Here is a 19,654-nt window from a genome sequence, read left to right as displayed (position 1 = left end):
TGGGGGCAATGGTTAGTCGGCGATGCCGTACTTGACGACCATGGCTTCCAGTTCGTCCATGGTCATGGGCTTGGGGATGACGAAGTTCTTGTTTTCGATGATCTTGCGGCCAAGCTCGCTGTATTCCAGGGCCTGGTTTTCCGTGGCGTCGTATTCGGTCACGGTCTTCTTGTTGAATTCAGCCTTCTGCACGATGTTGTCGCGGGGCACGAAGTGGATCATCTGGGTGCCGATGGCGGCGGTGAATTCTTCCAGGAATTCCCGCTCTCCGTCGACCTTGCGACTGTTGCAGATGACCCCGCCCAGGCGCACGCCGGACTGCTTGGCGTACTTGACCAGGCCCTTGCAGATGTTGTTGGCGGCGTAGATGGCCATCATTTCGCCCGAGGCCACGATGTAGACTTCCTGGGCCTTGCCGTCGCGGATCGGCATGGCAAAGCCGCCGCAGACAACGTCGCCAAGGACGTCGAAGAAGACGAAGTCGAGGTCCTCGGTGTAGGCCCCGTTGGCCTCCATGAGATCGATGGCGGTGATGACGCCGCGTCCGGCGCAGCCGACGCCGGGTTCGGGACCGCCGGACTCCACGCAATGGATGCCCATAAACCCCTGCTTGATGACCTTGTCATTGGTGACCTTTTCCGCGCCCTGGTCGCGCAAGACGTCCATGAGCGTTTCCTGGGGCTTGCCGCCCAGGATCAGTCGGGTGGAGTCAGCCTTGGGATCGCAACCGTGGATAAAGATCTTTTTGTCGTGGAAGTGGGCCATGGCGGCAGCGGTATTCTGGGTGGTGGTGGACTTGCCGATGCCGCCCTTTCCATAAATTGCGATCTTTCGGGTCATGGGAGGACTCCTTTTGCTGTAGTGCGCGAAGAAAAGGTTCGTCGCGCTGTTGTATGGCCGTATAGCCATAACTGTGCCAGCCGGAATCTCGGGATATGACTCGGAGGGAAAATCCAGGGTTTCAGCCTAAAATCTGTCATTAATATGCTGATATTATATGTTTTTATTGTCAAGGTCATGAGTGTCGGCAGCAGGCCAGATGTACGAAAGAGAACTATTCGTTGTGGTGTTGTACAGAATTGTATCTTCATATTGATGTCTGCTCCAAGCGATAAATCTTTTGTGACGTACCCAAATGTACCTTGTCAGGCCGGTTGTACAGTGGTGTACACAATCACGTCCCCAAGGCGGGACAGTGACCGGCGCGACCGATCGGGAGCGCCTGGGGATGTCGCCGGCGATCGACTGAGAGCGCCATCGCCCCGGACTGCGCAACGGTGCTGTCGCCCGAGCCTACAAAATGGGTGGAAAACGTACCCATCGGTACGAAAGGACTGGGTTCCCCAGGCCGAGGGGGAGGCCATCGGCAGGGTCAAGTGTCGGAGGGAAAGAAAATAGCCTTGGAATAGCTTGTCTTTTTGATATGTCTAAAATAGCATACGTTTTACGCCGCTGCCGTGGCCCAAATGGCGGGAATGGCATGTGGCTTGCTGACCCGGCTTCGGACCTGGGACAGGGACCCGGGCCCGTCGGGCGCACGTCGCCAAGACCTGTCACACCACCCTGAAAAGCAGCGCGCAAGCGAGGCCGCATGGACGAGAAGTATGGGGAAAGCGCCTCGGTCAAGGAATGTCACGCCGGGGCTTGCAAACACAGCGATCCCCGGGTGAAGGAATGTCACGCCGGGGTGTGCCGGGGCAAAATCGTGCCGCTGCTCTACGAGATGGGGAAGGCGCTTTCCGAGCACAACGATCTGGCCCTGGCCCTGGATACTCTGCTTGACTACATGCGCCGGGACATGGGCGTCACCCGGGCCATGGTCAACCTGCACCACCGCCAATCCGGCCACATCTTCATCCACAAGAGCCTGGGCCTGACCGAGGAAGAGCAGGCCCGGGGCGTCTATTTCCCGGGGGAGGGGATCACCGGCCAGGTGGTGGAAGAGGCCCGGCCCATCGTGGTGCGGCGCATCGGCCAGGAGCCGGCTATCTTGAACCGCACCGGCAGTCTGTCGCGGCCCGAAGACAGCGACAACGCCTTTGTCTGCGTGCCGATCCTGCGCGGCAAAAAGGTGCTCGGCAGCATCAGCGCCGTGCGGCTCTACGACAGCGACGAGCTGCTCGACAAACACGTCAACGCCCTGGTGGTCGTCTCCTACATGCTGGCCCAGGCCGTGGAACTCTATCTGGTGGAAACCGTCGACAAGGTGCAGTGGGAAGAGCGCCACCGGGAACTGCTCGGCGCGCTCCAGGCGCGTTTCAAACCCTCGGCCTTTATCGGCTCCTCCAAGGCCATGATGGAGGTGTTCGCCGTGCTGCACAAGGTGGCCAAGACCCGGACCACGGTGCTGCTCCTGGGGGAGAGCGGCGTGGGCAAGGAAATGATCGCCAACGCCATCCATGCCGACGGTCAGCGTCCGGACGGCCCCATGGTCAAGTTCAACTGCGCCGCGTTGCCGGAAAGCATCCTGGAGAGCGAGCTGTTCGGCCATGAGAAGGGCTCGTTTACCGGGGCCACCCAGCTGCGCAAGGGCCGTTTTGAAGAAGCCGACGGCGGCACCATTTTTCTCGACGAAGTGGGCGAACTGTCGCTTGGGGTCCAGGCCAAGCTCCTGCGCGTGCTCCAGGAACGGGCCTTTGAGCGGGTGGGCGGCAACAAGACCGTGACCGTGGACATCCGCATCATCGCCGCCACCAACAAGAATCTGGCCGAGATGGCCGAACGGGGCGAATTTCGCCAGGACCTCTATTTCCGGCTCAATGTCTTCCCGCTCCAGGTGCCGCCGCTGCGCGACCGGGGCAGCGACATCGTCACCCTGGCCGAGCACTTTGCCGCCCGCTATGCCGAGGAAACGGGCAAGGTGATCAAGCGGATCACCACCCCGGCCATCAATATGCTCATGCACTACCACTGGCCGGGCAATGTCCGGGAACTGGAGAACGTCATCCACCGGGCGGTCATTCTGACCGAGGACGAGGCCATTCATGGCTATAACCTGCCCTTGTCGCTGCAAACGCCGGTTTTTTCCGGCCCAGACGCCCTGGACGGGCTGGAGGCGAGACTGGCGGCCGTGGAATACGAGATGCTGGTGGAGGCCTTGCGCCTGCACCAGGGCAACACCACCGAGGCGGCCCGGGAACTGGGCCTGACCCGGCGGACCATGGGCCTTCGCATGAAGAAATATCGGCTGGATTACCGGGAATTCCGGCGGGCAGACCCTGTCGCTCCGGCGCCTTCCTGGCTGGCAGGGCCGGGAAGTGCAGCGGCCGGCCCAAAGAGTCTGTAAGGCGGCGAGTCGAAGCCCCAGGCGGTCCAGGCGCACCCCAACCCGACGCAGGGTGGGCGGCAGGGGCGCGCCCCTGTCCACCCTGCGGTTGCCTCGCCGCAGCCGCCCCGATGGCCCGGGCGGTTCGGCGGTGCGGTTAGTGCGGCGAGTGGTTGACCTCTTTTCTGATCAACCGGGTTTCCTCGATATTGAGGCGAAGCGGCGGCTGCTTGTCGTCGCCGCCGGCGTGGCGCAGGATTGGATTGAGGGCCTTGCGGAGACGGGAAATCTCGGCCATGGCCTCCTCATAGCGCACCCACGCGCCCTCCTGGTCCTCACGCATCCCCTTGTCCCCAGTGCTTTCGGTGTCAGACGCCAGCGTGTACCGTTTCATCGCATCCACCTGCCTGCTTGGTCTGTTGCTGCATTGTTTGGAGACGCACGCACCCCGGCTAACCGCCGGCCAGTTTGACGGCATAGCCGCGTTTTTTGAGTTCGTCGGCCAGCACTTCACGATTATCGCCCTGGATTTCAATGACCCCGTCCTTGACCGTGCCGCCGCAGCCGCAGCGCTGCTTGAGTGCCCGGGCCAAAGCTTCCAGGGCCTCCGGGGCCAGGGGGAGGCCGGTGACGAGGCAGACGCCTTTGCCTTTGCGGCCTTTGGTCTGGCGGGCAATGCGCACGACGCCGTCGCCGGTTTTGGCCAGGGCGGTCCTGGAGCAGGCGCAATGGTCCCGGGCCTGGCCGCAGCCCGGGCACAGCCGGCCCTGGTCTGTGGAATAGACAGGAGTGGAGCGGCTTGTTTGGCGTGGCGTCATATCGGGCGTTCCTGCAAGGCTTTTCCGGGCGGCTTTACGGAACGCAGGGCCTGGCGTCAAGGTTCGCCTGGGCAGAGACGGCCGCAGCCTGGAGCAGATGCTCGGCATTGCCCTGGGTGCGGATATGCCGCACAAACGAAAAGAGGTTTTCGCCCAGGCCGCAAAGGACAAGATAGCGGCGCAGGCGGCTGGGGTTTTTGCGGAACACCGTGACCAACTGCCGCCAGAACTGCCAGCGCGTCTTGCGCACAAGGCCCTGACGCCAGATGAGGTAGAGGAGCGGCATGATTTCCGAACCAGGGCTTTGACGGGCCACGGCCAGGGCCGGATCGGCTTTGGGCGTGGTTTGGGCCGGGTTTGCGGCCCGGCGGGTGGGGCGCATGGCCAGGGTGGCCCGCAGCACCCGGGCCAGGTAGGCCCCGGGATCGTAGAGACCGTCCAGGGCGGTGAGCTGTTCGGCAAAAATCGTTTCAATGGGGCGAAGCGGGGTAAAATTGGTCAGGGCATCCCAGCCGCTCTCCTCGATGGACTCGTGCAGCCGGCCCTCCTGTTTGAGCCGGTCCCACAGGGCCGTCTGGGGCAGGGCGCGCAGGACATTGATCATGACCCAGGGGACAGCGGCCGCTTCGGCAAAGGCCTGCATCCGCTTGCCGGCTCCCGGGGTTTCGCCGTCCATGCCGAGGATGAAGCTGCCGATGACGCTTAAGCCGTTGGCATTGATGGCCTGCAGGGATTGGAGCAGGGGATTGCGCACGTTTTGGTGTTTGTGGGCCGAGGTCAGCACGTCCTCATCCGGGGATTCGATGCCGACGAAGACGTAGGAGAAATTGGCCGCAGTCAGCAGATCGATAAGGGGCACGTCCTGGCCGAGGTTCACCGAGGCCTGGGTGATGAAGGTAAACGGTTCGCCGTACTTCGCCTGCCATTCGATGATCCGGGTCAACAGGGCGACGGCCCGGGGACGGTTGCCGATGAAGTTGTCGTCGGCCACGAAGACCGTGCCGCGAAAGCCCAGACGGCGGATGGCCTCCAGTTCGCCAATGACCTGATCCGGGGTCTTGTGGCGCTGGGCCCGGCCAAAAAGGCTGACGATGTCGCAAAATTCGCAGGCAAACGGGCAGCCCCGGGAGGTTTGCAGGGACATGGATTCGTAATCGGCCAGAGGGGCCAGATCGAAGCGCGGCAGCGGCGAATCGGCCAGCACCGGTTTCTCGGCGCATTCGAAGACGCCATGGGTCTGGCCGGCTTCGAGGGCTTCGAGCAACTGGGGAATGGTGGTTTCCCCTTCGCCTTTGACGAGAAAGTCGCAGCCGGCGTCCAGGACTTCCTGGGAGGCGGTTGTGGGGTAGGCTCCGCCGGCGGCGATGGGAATTTTGCGGGCCTTGGCCTGGGCAATGAGGTCGAGCAGGCTCTCGCGCTGCACGAGCATCCCGGTGACCATGACCAGATCGATGCCGCGCCAGTCTTCTTCGACCAGGGAGCGCACGTTCAAATCAACAAGCTTCAAGTTCCAGGCCGGCGGCAGCAGGGCGGCCACGGTGAGCAGTCCCAAGGGCGGCAGCAGGGCCTTTTTCCCGGTCATGGCCAGGGTCTGGTTGAAGCTCCAAAACGACAAGGGCAGCGGTGGGTTGACCAGAAGGACGTTTCGCATGATTCGACTTTCTTACCACAGGAAAGAAACTGCTACCACGAATGATTTTGGTACAGGCGCATAGCGCGCGTCGGCAACTGGCTGATCTCAAAAAGCAAGAGGCCTCGAAGGGATTTCCTTCGAGGCCTCGACAAGCGCGGAGGCTTGTTCTGATCTGGCGGGGCCGAAGGGACTCGAACCCTCGCCCTCCGACGTGACAGGCCGGCGTTATAACCAACTTAACTACGACCCCAGATCGACAATCCGTTAACTCGAAATCAAGAAACCTCGAAGGGGATTGGGCTTCAAGGCTCCTCCAAGCACAGGGCTTGGTCTGATCTGGCGGGGCCGAAGGGACTCGAACCCTCGCCCTCCGACGTGACAGGCCGGCGTTATAACCAACTTAACTACGACCCCAGATCGCTCGACAATTCGTGGTAGGCGGAACAGGGCTCGAACCTGTGACCCTCGGCTTGTAAGGCCGATGCTCTCCCATCTGAGCTACCCGCCCGCCCGGCGAGACACGGTATCTACGCAAGTCGGCCTGGCTCGTCAACACCTATTTTGCGGGAACTGGAAGCAGTTCCCTTTCTCCCGCAATTTGGACAAGCTGGACGGGAGAGAGCAGTCGTTTTCAAGGAAGGTTGACCCGCATGACAGCCCTGTATTTTTTACTCCTGCTCCCGATTGTCGCGGTCCTGGTCGTGACCGGCCTCAGCTATGCCGCCTTCGTTTTGGCCTTGGCAACGGGACGGCAGACGCTTTTCCCTCGGCCTTGGGCCGGTCGGGGACTGTCGGAGCTGGCACAGGGCCTGGGTTCGGCCGTGGCCGGCCTGTGCGTCATGATGGCGGCCTATCCTCTGGGCGGGCGGCTGTCCGTCCGGTCCCGGGGCGGACGCTGCGCTGCGGGCGAGACGGTCGTCGTGTGCCTGCACGGGCTGTATCACAACCCATCCGCTTTTCTGGCCATCCGGCCGGCGCTTGTGCGGGCTGGATTTTCCCGGGTCGTGTTGCCGGGGTACCGGAGCCACGGCACGGATTTCGAGGCCGAGGTCCGGCGCGTGGCCGCGATACTGGACCAGACCGTGCCTGCCGACGCCCGGCTATGTTTTCTCGGCCACAGCCTGGGCGGGCTTGTGGCCAGACGGCTGGCGGCCGAGCCAGGCTACGCCCGGCGCACCCTGGCCGTCATTACCCTGGGTACGCCGCACCAGGGAAGTGCCCTGGCCTGTCTGGCCGTGGGCCGGCTGGGGCGGTCGCTGGTCCCGGGCAGTCCGCTTCTGGCCCGCATTGCCGCCCTGGCCGACCCGCCCGGGGCGACGCTTGTGGCCGTGGTCTCGCCGGTGGACAATCTGGTCGTGCCCGACTGCGGCCTTGATCCAGCCCGGCCGGGCTGGCAGGTGGTGGTCACGCCGCCGGTCGCCCATGTGGCCATGCTCTACCACCGGGGGGTCATTGCCCTGGTCGCGTCGCTTCTGGCCCGGGTCGCGCAGCCCCCAATCGGGGACAAGGAGCGGGACGGGGCGGCCTGAAACCGCAACTGTTCCTGTCCGCTGCGCATTTTTTTGTTGTCAGGAAGCGAGGCGTTGGACATCCCGGCCGTTGCCGGAGAATAGTCCCTGCAGCGCGGATTTCGTCGTTGCGGCCACACGAAGCGTTTGGCGTCGCTGCCTTGTCGCAGGCATCGTCTACGTGGGCGTCTTCCCCTGCATCTGGGCCACGAGTTCCTCCAGGGACACCTCGTCATCAATGCGATACGGCTCATAGGTGGTTCCGACGTCGAGGTCGTCGGCCGGCGATTCGGGCGACCCTGGCGTCGGGTCGGGCGCGGGCCGCTGGATGGCGGCGGCCGGGGAGGGCGGCGCCTGGGTCGGGCGCACCAGAGGCAGCGCCTGGCTGGTGGTGGCCCGAAAGACCAGGGCTGGCGGGGTCAGCCGGACCTTGGCGTCGAGGAACTCCTCGCGGTAGCGCGCAAAGGTGAACATGCTCTCGGCCCGGCCGGCCTGCTGGATGTTCTCGATCTGATTGAAGCGGTTTTCCCGGATGATGTTGCGCAGGGCCGGGGCGCTTCGGGCGATGGACAGCACCGGGACGCGAAATCCCGCCTTCACCGATAATTCCAGATGTTGCACCACTACGGCGCTTAAGCACGAGGCCAGCTGGGAGCGCACAAAATCCTGGGCATCGGCGGTAAAGGCATTGCACAGGCGCAGCATCGCCTCTTCGGCCGTGGCCGCGTGGAGCGTGGCAATGACCAGATGGCCGGACTCGGCCGCGTTAATGGTCAGGCGCATGGTTTCCGGCTCGCGCAACTCCCCCACCACGATGACGTCGGCGTCCTCGCGCAGGACGTCCTGCAACCCCTGCTCGAAACTCGGGAAATGCGCCCCCAGTTCGCGCTGGTCAACCAGGGCGAGCTTGGAGGCGAACCGGTACTCGATGGGGTCTTCCAGGGTGACGATATGGGCGGCCCGGGTTTCATTTATTTCCCGGATCATGGCCGCGATGGTGGTGGATTTGCCGTTGCCGGTGGGGCCGCAGATGAGGATCAGGCCAAAAGGCTGGGCGCACAGCTCCCGCAGGGAGGGGTGGAGGTTTAAGGCCTCGAAGTCAGGGATGGCCGAGGGCAGAAACCGGATGGCCAGACTCAGGCCGTCGGCCGTGTGGAAGGCATTAAGCCGCATCTGGGTGTCGGGGAGGTGGGCCGAGAAGTCAACCGACCAGCGTTCGGCCAGGATGCGCCGCTGGCGATCCGTGGTCAGGCGGCGCAACAGGGCGTCGAGTTCCTCGGCGGCGAAGACAATGTCGCGCTGGAAGTGGAGTTGCCCGTTTTTCCGGGCAGCGACAGGCTGCCCGGGCCGCAGGTGCAGATCCGAGACGTTGTTGCGAATGCAGGAAGTGACGAGCCTGTTGAACTTTTCCATATATAAATGATGGTTATTTGTCGCTCTTAGTTACGGTGAAGGTGGCGGCCTCGCCGCTGGCCCGCAGTTCCGGAGCGTACATGGCCTCGGCCTGGGCCGGGGGCAGGCTGAACACGCCCGGGGTCACGGCCCGCAGCAGGGCGTAGTGGATCTGCCAACTGCCTTTGGCCAGGTCGGTGAACATGAGGATGCGGTCGTCGCGCAGATCAAGATAGGCCGCCTTGGTCTCGTCGGCCTCGCCCATCCAGGGCAGGCGCTCCGTGGTCTCCAGACGCGGATTTTCCACTTCGAGTCCGGCCGGCAGCAGGTTTTCCAGCACCACGTTGGACACGGCTCCATTCGTGGCCCGCACGGCGAACTTGACCACCACCAGCGCGCCCTGGGGCACGATGTTGCCGGACAGCGGTTCACCGTTTCGGCTGAGGTAGGTCCGGGCCACCTCCAGGCCGGCGGCCTGGGGAGCATAGGCGGACGGGGCCGGGATGCCGCGGGTGCGCACGGAGTAGTAGCAGCTGCCCGGTTCGTAGCCCTGGCCGAGCGCGAGGCGCAGATCACCGGGGTCGCCGATGCCGCGAAGGCTTAAGACCTTGCGGTTGGAGAAGTCTGACAGCAGGCCCGAGCCGGCATAGAGCTGGCCGGTAAAGGGTTTTTTGGCCTGCTGGCGGGCGTAGAACTTGCCAAGGGCCAGCAAGGCGAAGGCATTCTCCTGGGTGGAGGGGTAGGGTTCGCCTTCGAGCAACCGTCCGACCTCCACGGCCAGACTGCCCAGGCGCGGGTCGGCCGGAGCGGCGTCGATCAGGGCGGCCAGATACAGCGCCTTGTCGCGCAGGGTGGAATCCAGCGTGCCGCCGCTTTCCTTGTGCGGCTCACCTGAGGGGACCGGGCCGGCCACCAGGATATCGGCCGCCCGGGTGTTGCCGACGGCGGCGTAGGCTGCGCCCAAGAGGCCCTTGGCATCGGCCGGCAGCCCCTTGCCATGGGCGTCGCGCAGATTGTCCATGGCCCCGATATCAGCCCGGCCGGCCTTGGCCTGGATGTAGAGGGCGTAGGCCGCAAGCTTCTGGCCGTCCGGGGTGTCGAGCTTGGCTTCGCGCCCGGTTTCGCCGGCATAGCGCAGGGCCTGAGACAGCACGTCCTTGTCCACAGGATAGCCGGCCCCGGCCGCTTCCACCAGGAAATGAGCGGCATACAGACTCATCCAGGGCTGGGGCTCGTCCCCGCCGGGCCACATGGAAAAGCCGCCGTTATAAAGCTGCATCCCGGTCACCCGGCGAATGGCCGAGAGGATCATGGCCGCCGGATTTTCTTTCTCAAAGGCGGCTGGGTCCATGGCCCGGGCCAGATCGGAGAAGTAGAGGAGCGGGAAGGCCTTGGACGTGGTCTGTTCCAGACAGCCGTAGGGATAGCCAAGCAGGGCCTTCAAATTGCCGGTGAAGCGGATCAGCGGAAAGGCCCCCACGGTGACGTCGCGTCGGGCCGTGCCGGGCAGGAATTCCCCGGAGGCCAGTTCCGGGATGGTGAGACTTGCGGTCTCAAGACTGCCGGAGCGCACCGAAGTCCGGGCCGGCAACGGCGAGCGCACCGGGATGGTGGCCGAATCGGCGCTGGTTTCCCCGGATCCGGTAACGGCGACGGCCAGGGCGGCCACGCCTTCGCTGTGCCCGGCGGTCAGGGTGAAGGGCACCGCCACCGTGGCCCCCTTGGCGATGGGCACGGTTTTCGGGGAGTCGGCCACCGTGGCCGGGCCGGAAGCGGTCAGCGACACCGTGAACGTGCCATCTTTTCCGGTGTCGTTTTTCACGGTCATGGTCGTTTGCGCCGTGTCGCCAAAGGACAGGAAGCGGGGGAAGGACGGCAACAGGACCAGCGGGCTTTTGACAATGGTTTTGGCTTCGGCCGAGGCAAAGCGGCGGCCCGAGACACCAACGGCCATAAGCCGCACCTGTCCCTGGAATTCCGGGATGTCAAAATGCACGACAGCCTTGCCTGTGGGACCGACTGACACCAGACCGGACCAGAAGGCCACGGTCCTGGCGGCCGGGCTTTGGGAGCGCACGAAGCCGGACAGGTCTTCCATGCCGTCGCCGCCGCCGGCCAGAGCCTTGCCGAGGAGCGGGGCCACTTCGGGCAAAAGCAGGGCAAAGGTGTCGCTGGTCTCCACTTGGAGCTGGCGCTTGGCGTAAAAGGCGGCAAAGGGGTCGGCCGTTTTCTGGGCAATGAGCTGCAGGATGCCTTCGTCCACGGCGGCCACAGTGACAATGCTGCCGGGGGGGGCGCTTACTTCGGCGGAAAGCGTCGTCCCGGGCCGTATTTCGGCCGGGGCGGCAATGGTCACCGGAAGTTTGCCCGAGGCCTTGTCCACCCCGATGGGAACCGCGCCGTAGGCCCGCGACGGGCTGCCGGGCGTCACGTCGCCCACTTTGCGCACGAGCGTGGCGGTGACGTACACCCCGGGCAGGTACTCGGGCTTGATGGGGACGACGATCTCGCCGGTGTTGCCGCGCAGGTCAAGGATCTGCACGTCGTGGATGGCCGAACCTTCCACGGCCACGAGCAACTTGCCGGCAAAGGGCGCGCGCACCTGCAACCGGGCGCTTTCCCCGGAGGCATAGTCGGCCTTGTCGGGCTTAAGCTCGATGCGGGCCGGATTCTCCATGGCCCAGGGCGAATAGCCGAAGCCGCCGGCATAGAATTCCAGCTGGGTGGATGCGCCGGACTCCGGGTCGGCCAGGGCCACCCGGTAGCTGCCAAAGGACGGCGGCGTAAAACTCACCCGGCCCTTGCCGCCGGTGAGCGTTACGTCCTTGGTGTCGATGACCTTGGGATCACGCACGGACTCGTATTTAAGCGATCCGTCCGGGCCTTTGCGCAGGACCGTTTGCCACTCGTCGCGGAAAAGCGTGGCCGTCAGCGAGGCCGTGGCGGCCAATTTGCCGCTTGAAGCCACGGAGACGCAGTCGAGCGACAGGGGCTTGCCCGGGCTGACAGCCTCGCTGGCCAAGCGTTTGAGGCCCGGATAGGCGGCATAGACATGGACCGGCAAGCGGACCAGGCCGGTGACGCCCCGGCCGCCGCCCTCGCGCACCCGGGCGGTCAGGACCGCTTCCAGGGCGGCCGGCGGCGACAGGTCGCCTGGGAGATTCGCCGAGAAGGCAAGTTTGCCCTCGGCGTCCAGAGTCCCTGTTTCCTGGAAAAATTCCGTATCTTCGAAGCTGCGTTCCGGATCGCCGAACACGTACTGCTCAAAGCCCTTGGGGGCAAAGGCCGCCTTGACCAGCCGGCCCCGGGCTTCCACCGGCAGATCGGCTCCGGGCGCGCCAAACAGATAGCGCCCGGCTACGGCAAAGGGCACGGGTTCGCCCGGGGCTGCCGCGGCCGCCTCGGAGGCGACGGCCACACTGATGCGATCCGGCACAAACTCTTCCACCTGGAAGCGATACTGGCCGATGACCGTCTCGCCGGTCACCAGTTCCAGATTGTAGGCCCCGGTCAAAGACTGGGCCGGCAGGGCCTGTTTGAGGCTGACTGCGCCCTCGGCCCCGGTGACGGCGGCCTGTTCGCTGATCTTTCGGCCTTGTGGGTCGGACAGCCGGATCAGCACCGGCATGGAGGGCGGCACGCCCAGGCGCACGTCGCGCACCACGGCCAGCCCTTCCAGGGTCTCGCCCGGACGGTAGATGTCGCGCTCGCCGTAAATAAAGGCCGTGTAACCGGCGGCCGGCATGACGTTGCCGCCGACATTGAGGCCGCCTTCGTCCACCCGGAAGCGGTCGTAGAGCAGAAAGCTCGTGTCCGCACCCTTTTGGACGACGATGAGATAGGGACGCTTGTCCGAGGCGGCTTTGGCATCGATCCTGGCCCGGAAAAGACCCTGGGCATCGGTCGTGCCCGAGGCCAACTCCTGGTTCTGGTGGGACAGGACCTTGACCGAAGCGCCGGTTATGGGGGCCAGACTGGTGAGCGAGGCCGTCCAGACCAGCAGGTCGCCGGGACCGGTCTTGGCCACGACGCCGATGTCGGTGATACAGATAAAACGCTGAAACCCTTGAAACTTGCCGGGGACGGTCAGGGACATGCGGTAGAGGCCGGGTTCGTGGCCCTGAATGTATTTTTCAAGATTGACCGGCGTGATCTCGGCGGCATTGTTTTTGTGGCGCAGGGGCACGCGGTCGTTAAAAATCCGGTCGCCCAGGTTGGAACTCACCCCGCCGCCGCTGTAGTCGTCGTCAAAGGCGGAATAGTCCATGGTGAACAGCGGGAACATATTATTGAAATAGACCCGGTCGATGGAAACCTCGGCCGCTGTGGCATTGACGCTTTTGATGGCCAGGTTCTTGTAGCCGTTTCGGGACAGGAACAGGCCCTGATCGCGGAAATCGACCGACGGTTCGAGGTCCGGGATGCGCAGACTGTGCTTGACGGCGGCGTCGAGCACGGCCCCATCGGCGGCGGTCAGGCCTTTGTCCAGGGTGACGGTGTATTCGCGGCCCGGCTCAAAAGGACCGCTTAAGAGCAACTCCGCGCCGTCAGCCGCCAATTCGGTTTCGATATCCGGTTCGATGCTGATATGGCCGGCAGTCTCCTCATTTGGTTCCACCGGGGTGGACAGGGTGAGGCGGATGGTGGCCGCGCCCTCCTCGGCCGCGGCTTTGGCCTCACGCAGGCGCAGATGGGGATCGAGCGCCACGGGAATGACGGCCACGGCCTCGCGGGCAAGCGCAATGTTGCCCTTTTCCGGACGCAGCCCCGGCGTGACCACGACTTTGACGTCGCGCTGTTGCGGGGTTTTTCCGATGGGATCGGAAACAAAGCCGAGCTTTTTGGAACCGTAGGTGGTGGTCAGGGAGACGGCCACGGGCTTTGACGGATCACGAGGGTCGATCAGTTGGATATGGTTGGCCAGGGCCTTGGGATCGACGGAACGGTTGAAGGCGGCCTCGCCGCGAACCACCACCAGCGCGCCGCCTTCGGGAGCCGGTTCGAGATGGGCCGTCAGGCGGGCCACCTCGAAGCTGCCGTAACTGGCCGGCCACGCATCCTGTCCGGCCAGGGTTTGCGGTGGGGCGAGCAGGCTGGCCGGGGTGAACTTCACGGTGTAGACGGTGGCCTGGGCAAAGCCGTCGGTCGGCTCGAAGCGCAGCATATAGGGCGAGACCCAGGTCCAGCGGCCGGGGACCGGCGGTTCAATGGAGGCGGGATCGGCGGCCGGGGACGTGCCTTCCCTGGCTCCGGTCACGGGTCGGTCAAAGACGGCCAGCAGATAGCGGCCGCGCTCGGGGTCCATGGCCAGACCGGCCACGCGCACGGCATCCAGGGGGGCCTCGGGCGATGGGGCTTGCTTCGCCGGGGCCGGGGCAGCAGGCATTGGCGCGGGTGTCCGGTTTAACAGGAAGAATTCACCGGCTGCGATAACCACAAGAACCGCGATGAGCCAGTTTTTCCAAGTCTGCCGCGAGCCGCTTTCGGGAACGTCGTTCATGCCGGCCTCCAATTCTCCCATTCATACCCTCGTGCCATATTTTTTCAACTGCGATGATGGGAAATGACCCGTTTGCAAAATCGCACGGCTCTGATACCCGGGGGCATTACGCCAAGGAGGCCCTATGCATCGAGTCTTCTCTCCCCTGGTCACCCTTGTCCTGTTGCTTGGCTGCCTGATGGCGGCTCCGGCACTGGCTGAGGCCCAGGACGAAACCAGAAAAACGACCGTCTACGGCGTACTGCGCCAGAACGCCCAGGGCGGCATCGAGCTGACCAGCCCGCAGGAACCCGGCGTGGTCTATGTCCCCTTTGACCGGGGGGCGATCATGGGAAGCATGCTGGACATCAAGGTGCGGGTGCGCGGGGTCGTGCGCGAGAGCGTGGTGCGCCAGGGCACGACGTACAAGGTCTTGGCCGTGGACGACGTCACGCCCATGACGGCCGAGTACGGGGCCACCACCATCGAGCACGGCAAGGCGGTGGGCCTGCCCGGCACGGACGTGGCCGAGGTCCATGCCTATTACAATAAGACGTGTTATTTCTTCCCCCGCTATGCCGTGGTGGAGACGCTGGCGAATTATACCGACGGCCACACCCTGCGTGTTTTGGCCCACAGCGCCGCGGATTCGCCGGACGCGGTGTGCGAGATGGCCCAGGGAACGCCGCTTTTCGAGATTCCAAACGGCGGGGACTTCGCTTTTGACGGACTGGCCGGGGACACGCTCTTTGTGCAAAACGGCCAGCCCGACGCCATCCATGGGCTTATGGCCGTCAATCTGGCCGGGCAGAAGCAGACACTTGACGCCACAGTGACCCCGGGGGGGCGTGTGGAGAAGGGGAAGCTCCTGTATAGCGAAAAACTGCCGGACACCGGCCGCAAATCGGCCTGCCCGGCGGGCAAGACGGCCGTGCGACCCATGGTCCTGGAATTAAAGACGGGGAAATCGGCTGCGGCCGGCAAGGAAACCTGCTGGCCGTAGGGCGTCGCGCCAGCCCGGCCCTGGGCCAGGGATCGGACGACACCAGGGGCGCTTGTCCCGTTTGCAGGCCAGCCCGAAGACCGGGGGCCGCAAACGGGACAAGCGCCCTTGCTGTTGCGGCCAACTGCCTGCGCCAGTCTTGTCCCGGGAACGGGGGCAAACCATTGCCTTAAAAGCCCTGGCGAAAGCGGCAGCAGGGCCGGGAACCGGGTGAGAGGCTTACCTGGAGCCGGGCCAGGGCCGATGCCCGAAGCGGAGTCTGGGAAATCGAGACTACATGCCGGTCTGGTCCCACAGCGGCAGGCCGGTGGCGCTGTCCAGGCCCCGGTGGAGGCATGGTCCCTCGATGGGCGTGATGCAGGCTTCGCCGGCAAACAGGATGCAGCCGGGCAGGGCATGGCCGCCGGTGACGGTGAAATCACTTGTAAGCAGGGTCAGGTGCAGGTGGACGACGGGCTGGCCTTCCATCAGCGAAATGTTGCCCAGGCCGGAGAGGATCTGTGCGTCAACATCCAGGCTGCGACTGGCGTATTGGCGGGTGTCCTGGAGATAGTAGCCGAGGACGGCTTTTTTCAGGGAGCCAATGAGGCTCACATGTCCCTTGGTGATGTTTTTTTCCAGGCAGAAGGAGACCAGGGCGCCCAGCAGGTCTTCGCCTTTGGGCAGACGCACGAGCAGCGAGCTGTTCATTCCATGAGCCTTTTTTTCCAGAATTCGGAGCGTTTCTTGATGGTTTCTTCCAGTTTGGCCAGTTCGCGCCGGTCGGCATCGGTCTTGGCTGCGCCCTTGGCCTTCTCAAGCTGAAATTTTACCTGCTCGGGGTTGCCTTCGAAGGCGGCGGCGTAGGTCAGATTGAGATAGGCGTGGAAGACGTCGCCGGCCTGACCGAGGATTTGCCCGTAGATCGACCGGATTTCGGCGTTTTCCGGTACCCGCAGCCGGACCTTCTCCAGATAGCTGACGGCGGCCTTGGGGTTGCCTTCCTGGGCAAGCATCCGACCGTATTCAAAATTGGCGTCGATGTCGGTGGGATTTTGGGCCAGGGCCGCCTCCAGCAGGCTCTTGGCCCGGGTGAAATCCCGGATACGCAGATAGTAGCGGCCGGTTTCGCGCAGGATCAGGGCGTCGTTGCCGCCGCAGGCCAGGGCGTTGTCAAAGGCGGAACGGGCCTGCCCCATGTCCTCAAGGGACCGGGACAGGGCGATGGCCAGTCCAAGCTTGTCCAGGCAAGTCATCTTGTCGCCGATCTTACGGAAGTAGGCCACCGCGTTTTTGGCGTCGGTGTAGCGGGCGCGCACCAGCACCTGGGCGCGCTTGAAGGCGGCGTCATGATTTTTGCGGTCCTGCACGTCGCGGGGCAGAAGCTTGATGCGGTCCTTCAAGTAATTCATGCGCTCGTCAATGCCGGGGTGGGTGCTTAAATAGGTCGGAATGTCGCCGCCGCCCTGCATCCATTTGAGTTTGCGCATGGTCTCGAAGGCCTCGACCAATCCTTGCGGCGGGTAGCCGGCGGCTACGAGGTAGTTCATGCCCACCTGATCGGCTTCGCGTTCGTCGTCGCGGGAATATTTGAGATAGGCATGGGCCGAGAGGGCTTGGGAACCCACGGCCACAGCCGTGCCCAGGTCCTGTTTGCCGGTGGTCTGGCCGAGCACCACGCCGGCCAGGACGCCGACAAGCTGGCCAAGGGAGAGCAGTTTCATCTCACCCACGCGCTTGGCGATATGGCGCTGGCTGACGTGGGCCAGTTCGTGGGCCAGAACGCCGGCCATTTCGGATTCGTGCTCCATCTGGAGCAGCAGGCCGGTGAAGACAAAGACATAGCCGGCCGGTCCGGCAAAGGCATTGACGGCGTTGTTGTTGACGATGCCGACGGTGAAGGGAAAGGGTTGGGGCGGCATGGCTTTGACGATGCGGTCCACCACGCCCATGACGTAGTCGTTGATCTCGGTGTCCTCAATCAGCGGCATCCGGGCTCGGATCAGGATGTTGAATTTTTCGCCAAGCTCCCGTTCATCCTTGAGGTCGAAGGAAAAAAAAGAGGCCTGGGCCAAGGGAGGGACGAGCAGGGAGACGATGAGCCAGACAACGACCAGGGTCGCCGCCAGCCGTCGGGTCGTGCCCGGACAGGCATGCAAGCTTGGAGCGTCCATGGATGCCCCATACGCCGATCCGGGCGGGAAGGAAAGCATCGGCGCGCCAGGTGAACAAGTCGTAAGCAATCGGCCCAAGAAGGATGACGGCACTCGGTGTCGCCCCCGCGCCGGATGCCGGCATCAGCCGGGCATGGCGTCTGATCCGTTGGTGCAACGCCTTGTTGGCCTCTTTGGACAAACGGAGCGTGGCGCGGGCAAAAAAAAGCGGACCGCCGGCTGGGCGGTCCGCTTTCTGTCGGGACGGCTACAGAGCAGGCCCGAGCGGCGCTACCTGTTCATGAGGTCGAGGAATTCGCGGTTGCTCTTGGTGCCGCGCATTTTGTCGAGCATGAATTCCATGGAATCAATCGGGTTCATGGGGGCGAGCAGTTTGCGCAGGATCCAGACACGGTTGAGCACGTCGGTATCAAGCAGCAGCTCTTCCTTGCGGGTGCCGGACCGATTGATGTCGATGGCAGGGAAAACGCGCTTTTCGGCCAGATGGCGGTCCAGATAGATTTCCATATTGCCGGTTCCCTTGAACTCTTCGAAGATGACTTCGTCCATGCGGGAGCCGGTGTCGATAAGCGCCGTGGCAATGATGGTCAGCGAACCGCCGCCTTCGATGTTGCGGGCCGCGCCGAAAAAGCGTTTGGGCCGCTGCAGGGCGTTGGCGTCGAGACCACCGGAGAGCACGCGTCCGGAGGACGGGGTCACGGCGTTGTAGGCGCGTCCCAGGCGGGTGATGCTGTCGAGCAGGATGACCACGTCGATCTTGCGTTCGACCAGCCGCTTGGCCTTTTCGATGACCATCTCGGCCACCTGGACATGGCGCTGGGGCGGTTCGTCAAAGGTGGAGGAAACCACCTCGGCATTGACCGTGCGTTCCATGTCCGTGACTTCCTCGGGGCGTTCGTCGATGAGCAAAACGATGAGGAAGACATCGGGGCGGTTGGCGCTGATGGAGTTGGCGATGGTCTGAAGGAGCATGGTCTTGCCGGTACGGGGCGGGGCGACGATGATGCCGCGCTGGCCGTGACCGATGGGGGCAAGCAGGTCGATGACGCGGGAGGAGAAGTTTTCGGCTCCGTTTTCGACGACGAAACGCTTGTCGGGATACAGCGGCGTCAGGTTGTCGAACAGGACCAGATTGCGCGAAGCCTCGGGTGGAGCAAAGCCGATTTCGCCGACCCGCAGCAGGGCGAAATAGCGTTCCCCTTCCTTGGGCGGCCGAATCTGGCCGGAGATCACGTCGCCTTTGCGCAGGCCAAAGCGGCGGATCTGGGAGGGGGAGATGTAGATGTCGTCCGGGCCGGGCATGTAACTGTACATGGGCGAGCGCAAAAATCCAAAGCCGTCAGGCAGGATTTCCAGCACCCCTTCGCCAAAGATGGCCCCATTTTGGGAGGCGCAGCTTTGCAGTAGGGCAAAAATAAGCTCCTGCTTACGCATGCCGTTGGGGTTTTCGACATTGTACTGGACAGCCAGGTCCATAAGCTCAGGCATGCTTTTCAGCTTGAGCTCGGAGAGGTTCATGGAGTTTCCCTCCATGAGGCTGGACTTGACGGTCGAAGGTTGTAGGATGTCGTCGCTTTCGATGGGATCTGAAAGCACTGGGGCAGGGGACGGCTGCGGAGTACGCCCACGGCGTTTAGGTGCGTTGCTCACAAGAATAGCCCGGCGCAGAAATGCGCATATTGATTAAGTGTGTAAAAGCCCGATTGCGTGAGTTCGTTACAGCCGTACTCTTAAGGAGTGGGGAGTAACTCGCTAATTACGGGGACCAGGGTAGTGGAGGATAGACCGGCAACGGCCTGGAACGATCCATATACTTTTTCGTGGGACTGTCAAGCGCGCCGTGCGTGTTCCTGGAGCAATCGCCCGGGATCGCGGCGCTATTCTTCGGGTTTGGGTTGGAGAACGTCGGCAAAGATTTCGTTGATGATGTCTTTGACGTCTTGCTGGTCTTTGTCAAGCGCCAGGGCCAACTCCAGGGTCAGCAGGCTGGTGGCTTGTTCGAGCAGCCGCCGTTCGCCAAAGGAAAGTTCCTTGTTCTGGCCAATGAGCAACAACTCTTTGAGCACGTAGGCCACATCGCCCAAATCGCCGCTTTTGAGTTTTTCGGAATACTCCCGATAGCGCCGGTTCCAGTTCTGGCCGGTGTATCCGGTAAAATCGGAGCGGTCCTTGAGGGATTCAATGATGGCTTGGCCTTCATCGGCAGAGCACAGAGCCCGAAGGCCCACGTTGGCGGCATTTTTCACCGGCACCATGAGGGTGACGTTATTGCTGAGGATACGCACGATGAAAAAGTCAGCCGAGGCGCCACCGATGACCTGGGTCTCGATGCGTTCGACCCTGCCCACACCCTGGGCGGGATAAACGACTAGTTGATCCTCGGAAAACACCGGGCGACTCCTT

General features: G+C 63.5%; 13 protein-coding genes and 3 tRNA genes. 3 read left to right on the top strand and 13 right to left on the bottom strand.

Features of this window, described 5'->3' with window-relative positions:
• Positions 1–12: 12 nt before the first annotated feature.
• Complete coding sequence (gene nifH / locus NY78_RS08765; protein WP_043634459.1) at positions 13–840, bottom strand: nitrogenase iron protein; 828 nt, start codon at positions 838–840, stop codon at positions 13–15.
• Between the two features lie 751 nt (positions 841–1,591).
• Between nifH and NY78_RS08760 the strand changes: the two genes are divergently transcribed.
• On the top strand, positions 1,592–3,286 hold the full coding sequence (locus tag NY78_RS08760) for a sigma-54-dependent Fis family transcriptional regulator (protein ID WP_047960095.1): 1,695 nt from the start codon (positions 1,592–1,594) through the stop codon (positions 3,284–3,286).
• Between the two features lie 136 nt (positions 3,287–3,422).
• Here the strand turns inward: NY78_RS08760 and NY78_RS08755 are convergent, their stop codons facing one another.
• From NY78_RS08755 to NY78_RS08730, 6 genes are all read right to left on the bottom strand, one after another.
• On the bottom strand, positions 3,423–3,659 hold the full coding sequence (locus NY78_RS08755) for a hypothetical protein (protein ID WP_043634456.1): 237 nt from the start codon (positions 3,657–3,659) through the stop codon (positions 3,423–3,425).
• Between the two features lie 58 nt (positions 3,660–3,717).
• A complete protein-coding gene (locus tag NY78_RS08750; protein ID WP_043634455.1) occupies positions 3,718–4,083 on the bottom strand; it encodes a translation initiation factor Sui1 in 366 nt (121 codons plus the stop codon).
• Between the two features lie 34 nt (positions 4,084–4,117).
• Positions 4,118–5,734 carry a B12-binding domain-containing radical SAM protein gene (locus NY78_RS08745; protein WP_043634453.1) on the bottom strand — a complete coding sequence of 539 codons (1,617 nt, stop codon included), beginning with the start codon at positions 5,732–5,734 and terminating at the stop codon, positions 4,118–4,120.
• 155 nt (positions 5,735–5,889) lie between these two features.
• Positions 5,890–5,966, bottom strand: a tRNA-Asp gene (locus tag NY78_RS08740).
• A gap of 87 nt (positions 5,967–6,053) precedes the next feature.
• Positions 6,054–6,130: transfer RNA gene (locus NY78_RS08735), tRNA-Asp, on the bottom strand.
• A gap of 18 nt (positions 6,131–6,148) precedes the next feature.
• Positions 6,149–6,224 (bottom strand) — tRNA-Val (locus NY78_RS08730).
• Between the two features lie 142 nt (positions 6,225–6,366).
• Here NY78_RS08730 and NY78_RS08725 point away from each other — a divergent pair.
• Positions 6,367–7,245: an esterase/lipase family protein gene (locus tag NY78_RS08725; RefSeq protein ID WP_047960094.1), complete on the top strand. Its 879-nt coding sequence runs from the start codon at positions 6,367–6,369 to the stop codon at positions 7,243–7,245.
• A 156-nt stretch (positions 7,246–7,401) separates the two neighbouring features.
• On the opposite strand, the gene NY78_RS08720 is transcribed toward NY78_RS08725, so the two are convergent.
• Together NY78_RS08720 and NY78_RS08715 are read right to left on the bottom strand one after the other, a co-directional pair.
• Complete coding sequence (locus tag NY78_RS08720; protein ID WP_043634450.1) at positions 7,402–8,637, bottom strand: type IV pilus twitching motility protein PilT; 1,236 nt, start codon at positions 8,635–8,637, stop codon at positions 7,402–7,404.
• Between the two features lie 13 nt (positions 8,638–8,650).
• Positions 8,651–14,116, bottom strand: a complete 5,466-nt coding sequence (locus NY78_RS08715; RefSeq protein ID WP_043634599.1) for an alpha-2-macroglobulin family protein — start codon at positions 14,114–14,116, stop codon at positions 8,651–8,653.
• A 124-nt stretch (positions 14,117–14,240) separates the two neighbouring features.
• On the opposite strand from NY78_RS08715, the gene NY78_RS08710 reads away from it, so the two are divergent.
• Entirely contained in the window at positions 14,241–15,098 is an 858-nt protein-coding gene (locus NY78_RS08710) for a hypothetical protein (protein WP_043634448.1), read from the top strand.
• A gap of 273 nt (positions 15,099–15,371) precedes the next feature.
• On the opposite strand, the gene NY78_RS08705 is transcribed toward NY78_RS08710, so the two are convergent.
• The 4 genes from NY78_RS08705 to NY78_RS08690 form a co-directional block, all read right to left on the bottom strand.
• Positions 15,372–15,788, bottom strand: coding sequence for a PPC domain-containing DNA-binding protein (locus NY78_RS08705; RefSeq protein ID WP_043634443.1), 417 nt, complete (start codon positions 15,786–15,788; stop codon positions 15,372–15,374).
• Positions 15,785–17,251: a M48 family metallopeptidase gene (locus NY78_RS08700; RefSeq protein ID WP_047960093.1), complete on the bottom strand. Its 1,467-nt coding sequence runs from the start codon at positions 17,249–17,251 to the stop codon at positions 15,785–15,787. Before NY78_RS08700 ends, NY78_RS08705 begins: the two co-directional genes overlap by 4 nt.
• Positions 17,252–17,521: 270 nt before the next feature.
• Positions 17,522–18,769 carry a transcription termination factor Rho gene (gene rho, locus NY78_RS08695; protein ID WP_043634441.1) on the bottom strand — a complete coding sequence of 416 codons (1,248 nt, stop codon included), beginning with the start codon at positions 18,767–18,769 and terminating at the stop codon, positions 17,522–17,524.
• Between the two features lie 359 nt (positions 18,770–19,128).
• On the bottom strand, positions 19,129–19,641 hold the full coding sequence (locus NY78_RS08690) for a CarD family transcriptional regulator (protein ID WP_043634439.1): 513 nt from the start codon (positions 19,639–19,641) through the stop codon (positions 19,129–19,131).
• Positions 19,642–19,654: the final 13 nt, after the last annotated feature.

The sequence above is a fragment of the Desulfovibrio sp. TomC genome, from assembly GCF_000801335.2.
GTDB lineage: Bacteria > Desulfobacterota > Desulfovibrionia > Desulfovibrionales > Desulfovibrionaceae > Solidesulfovibrio.
Note: the sequence above shows the minus strand (reverse complement) of the source record. Positions and strands in the feature narration are given on the sequence as shown.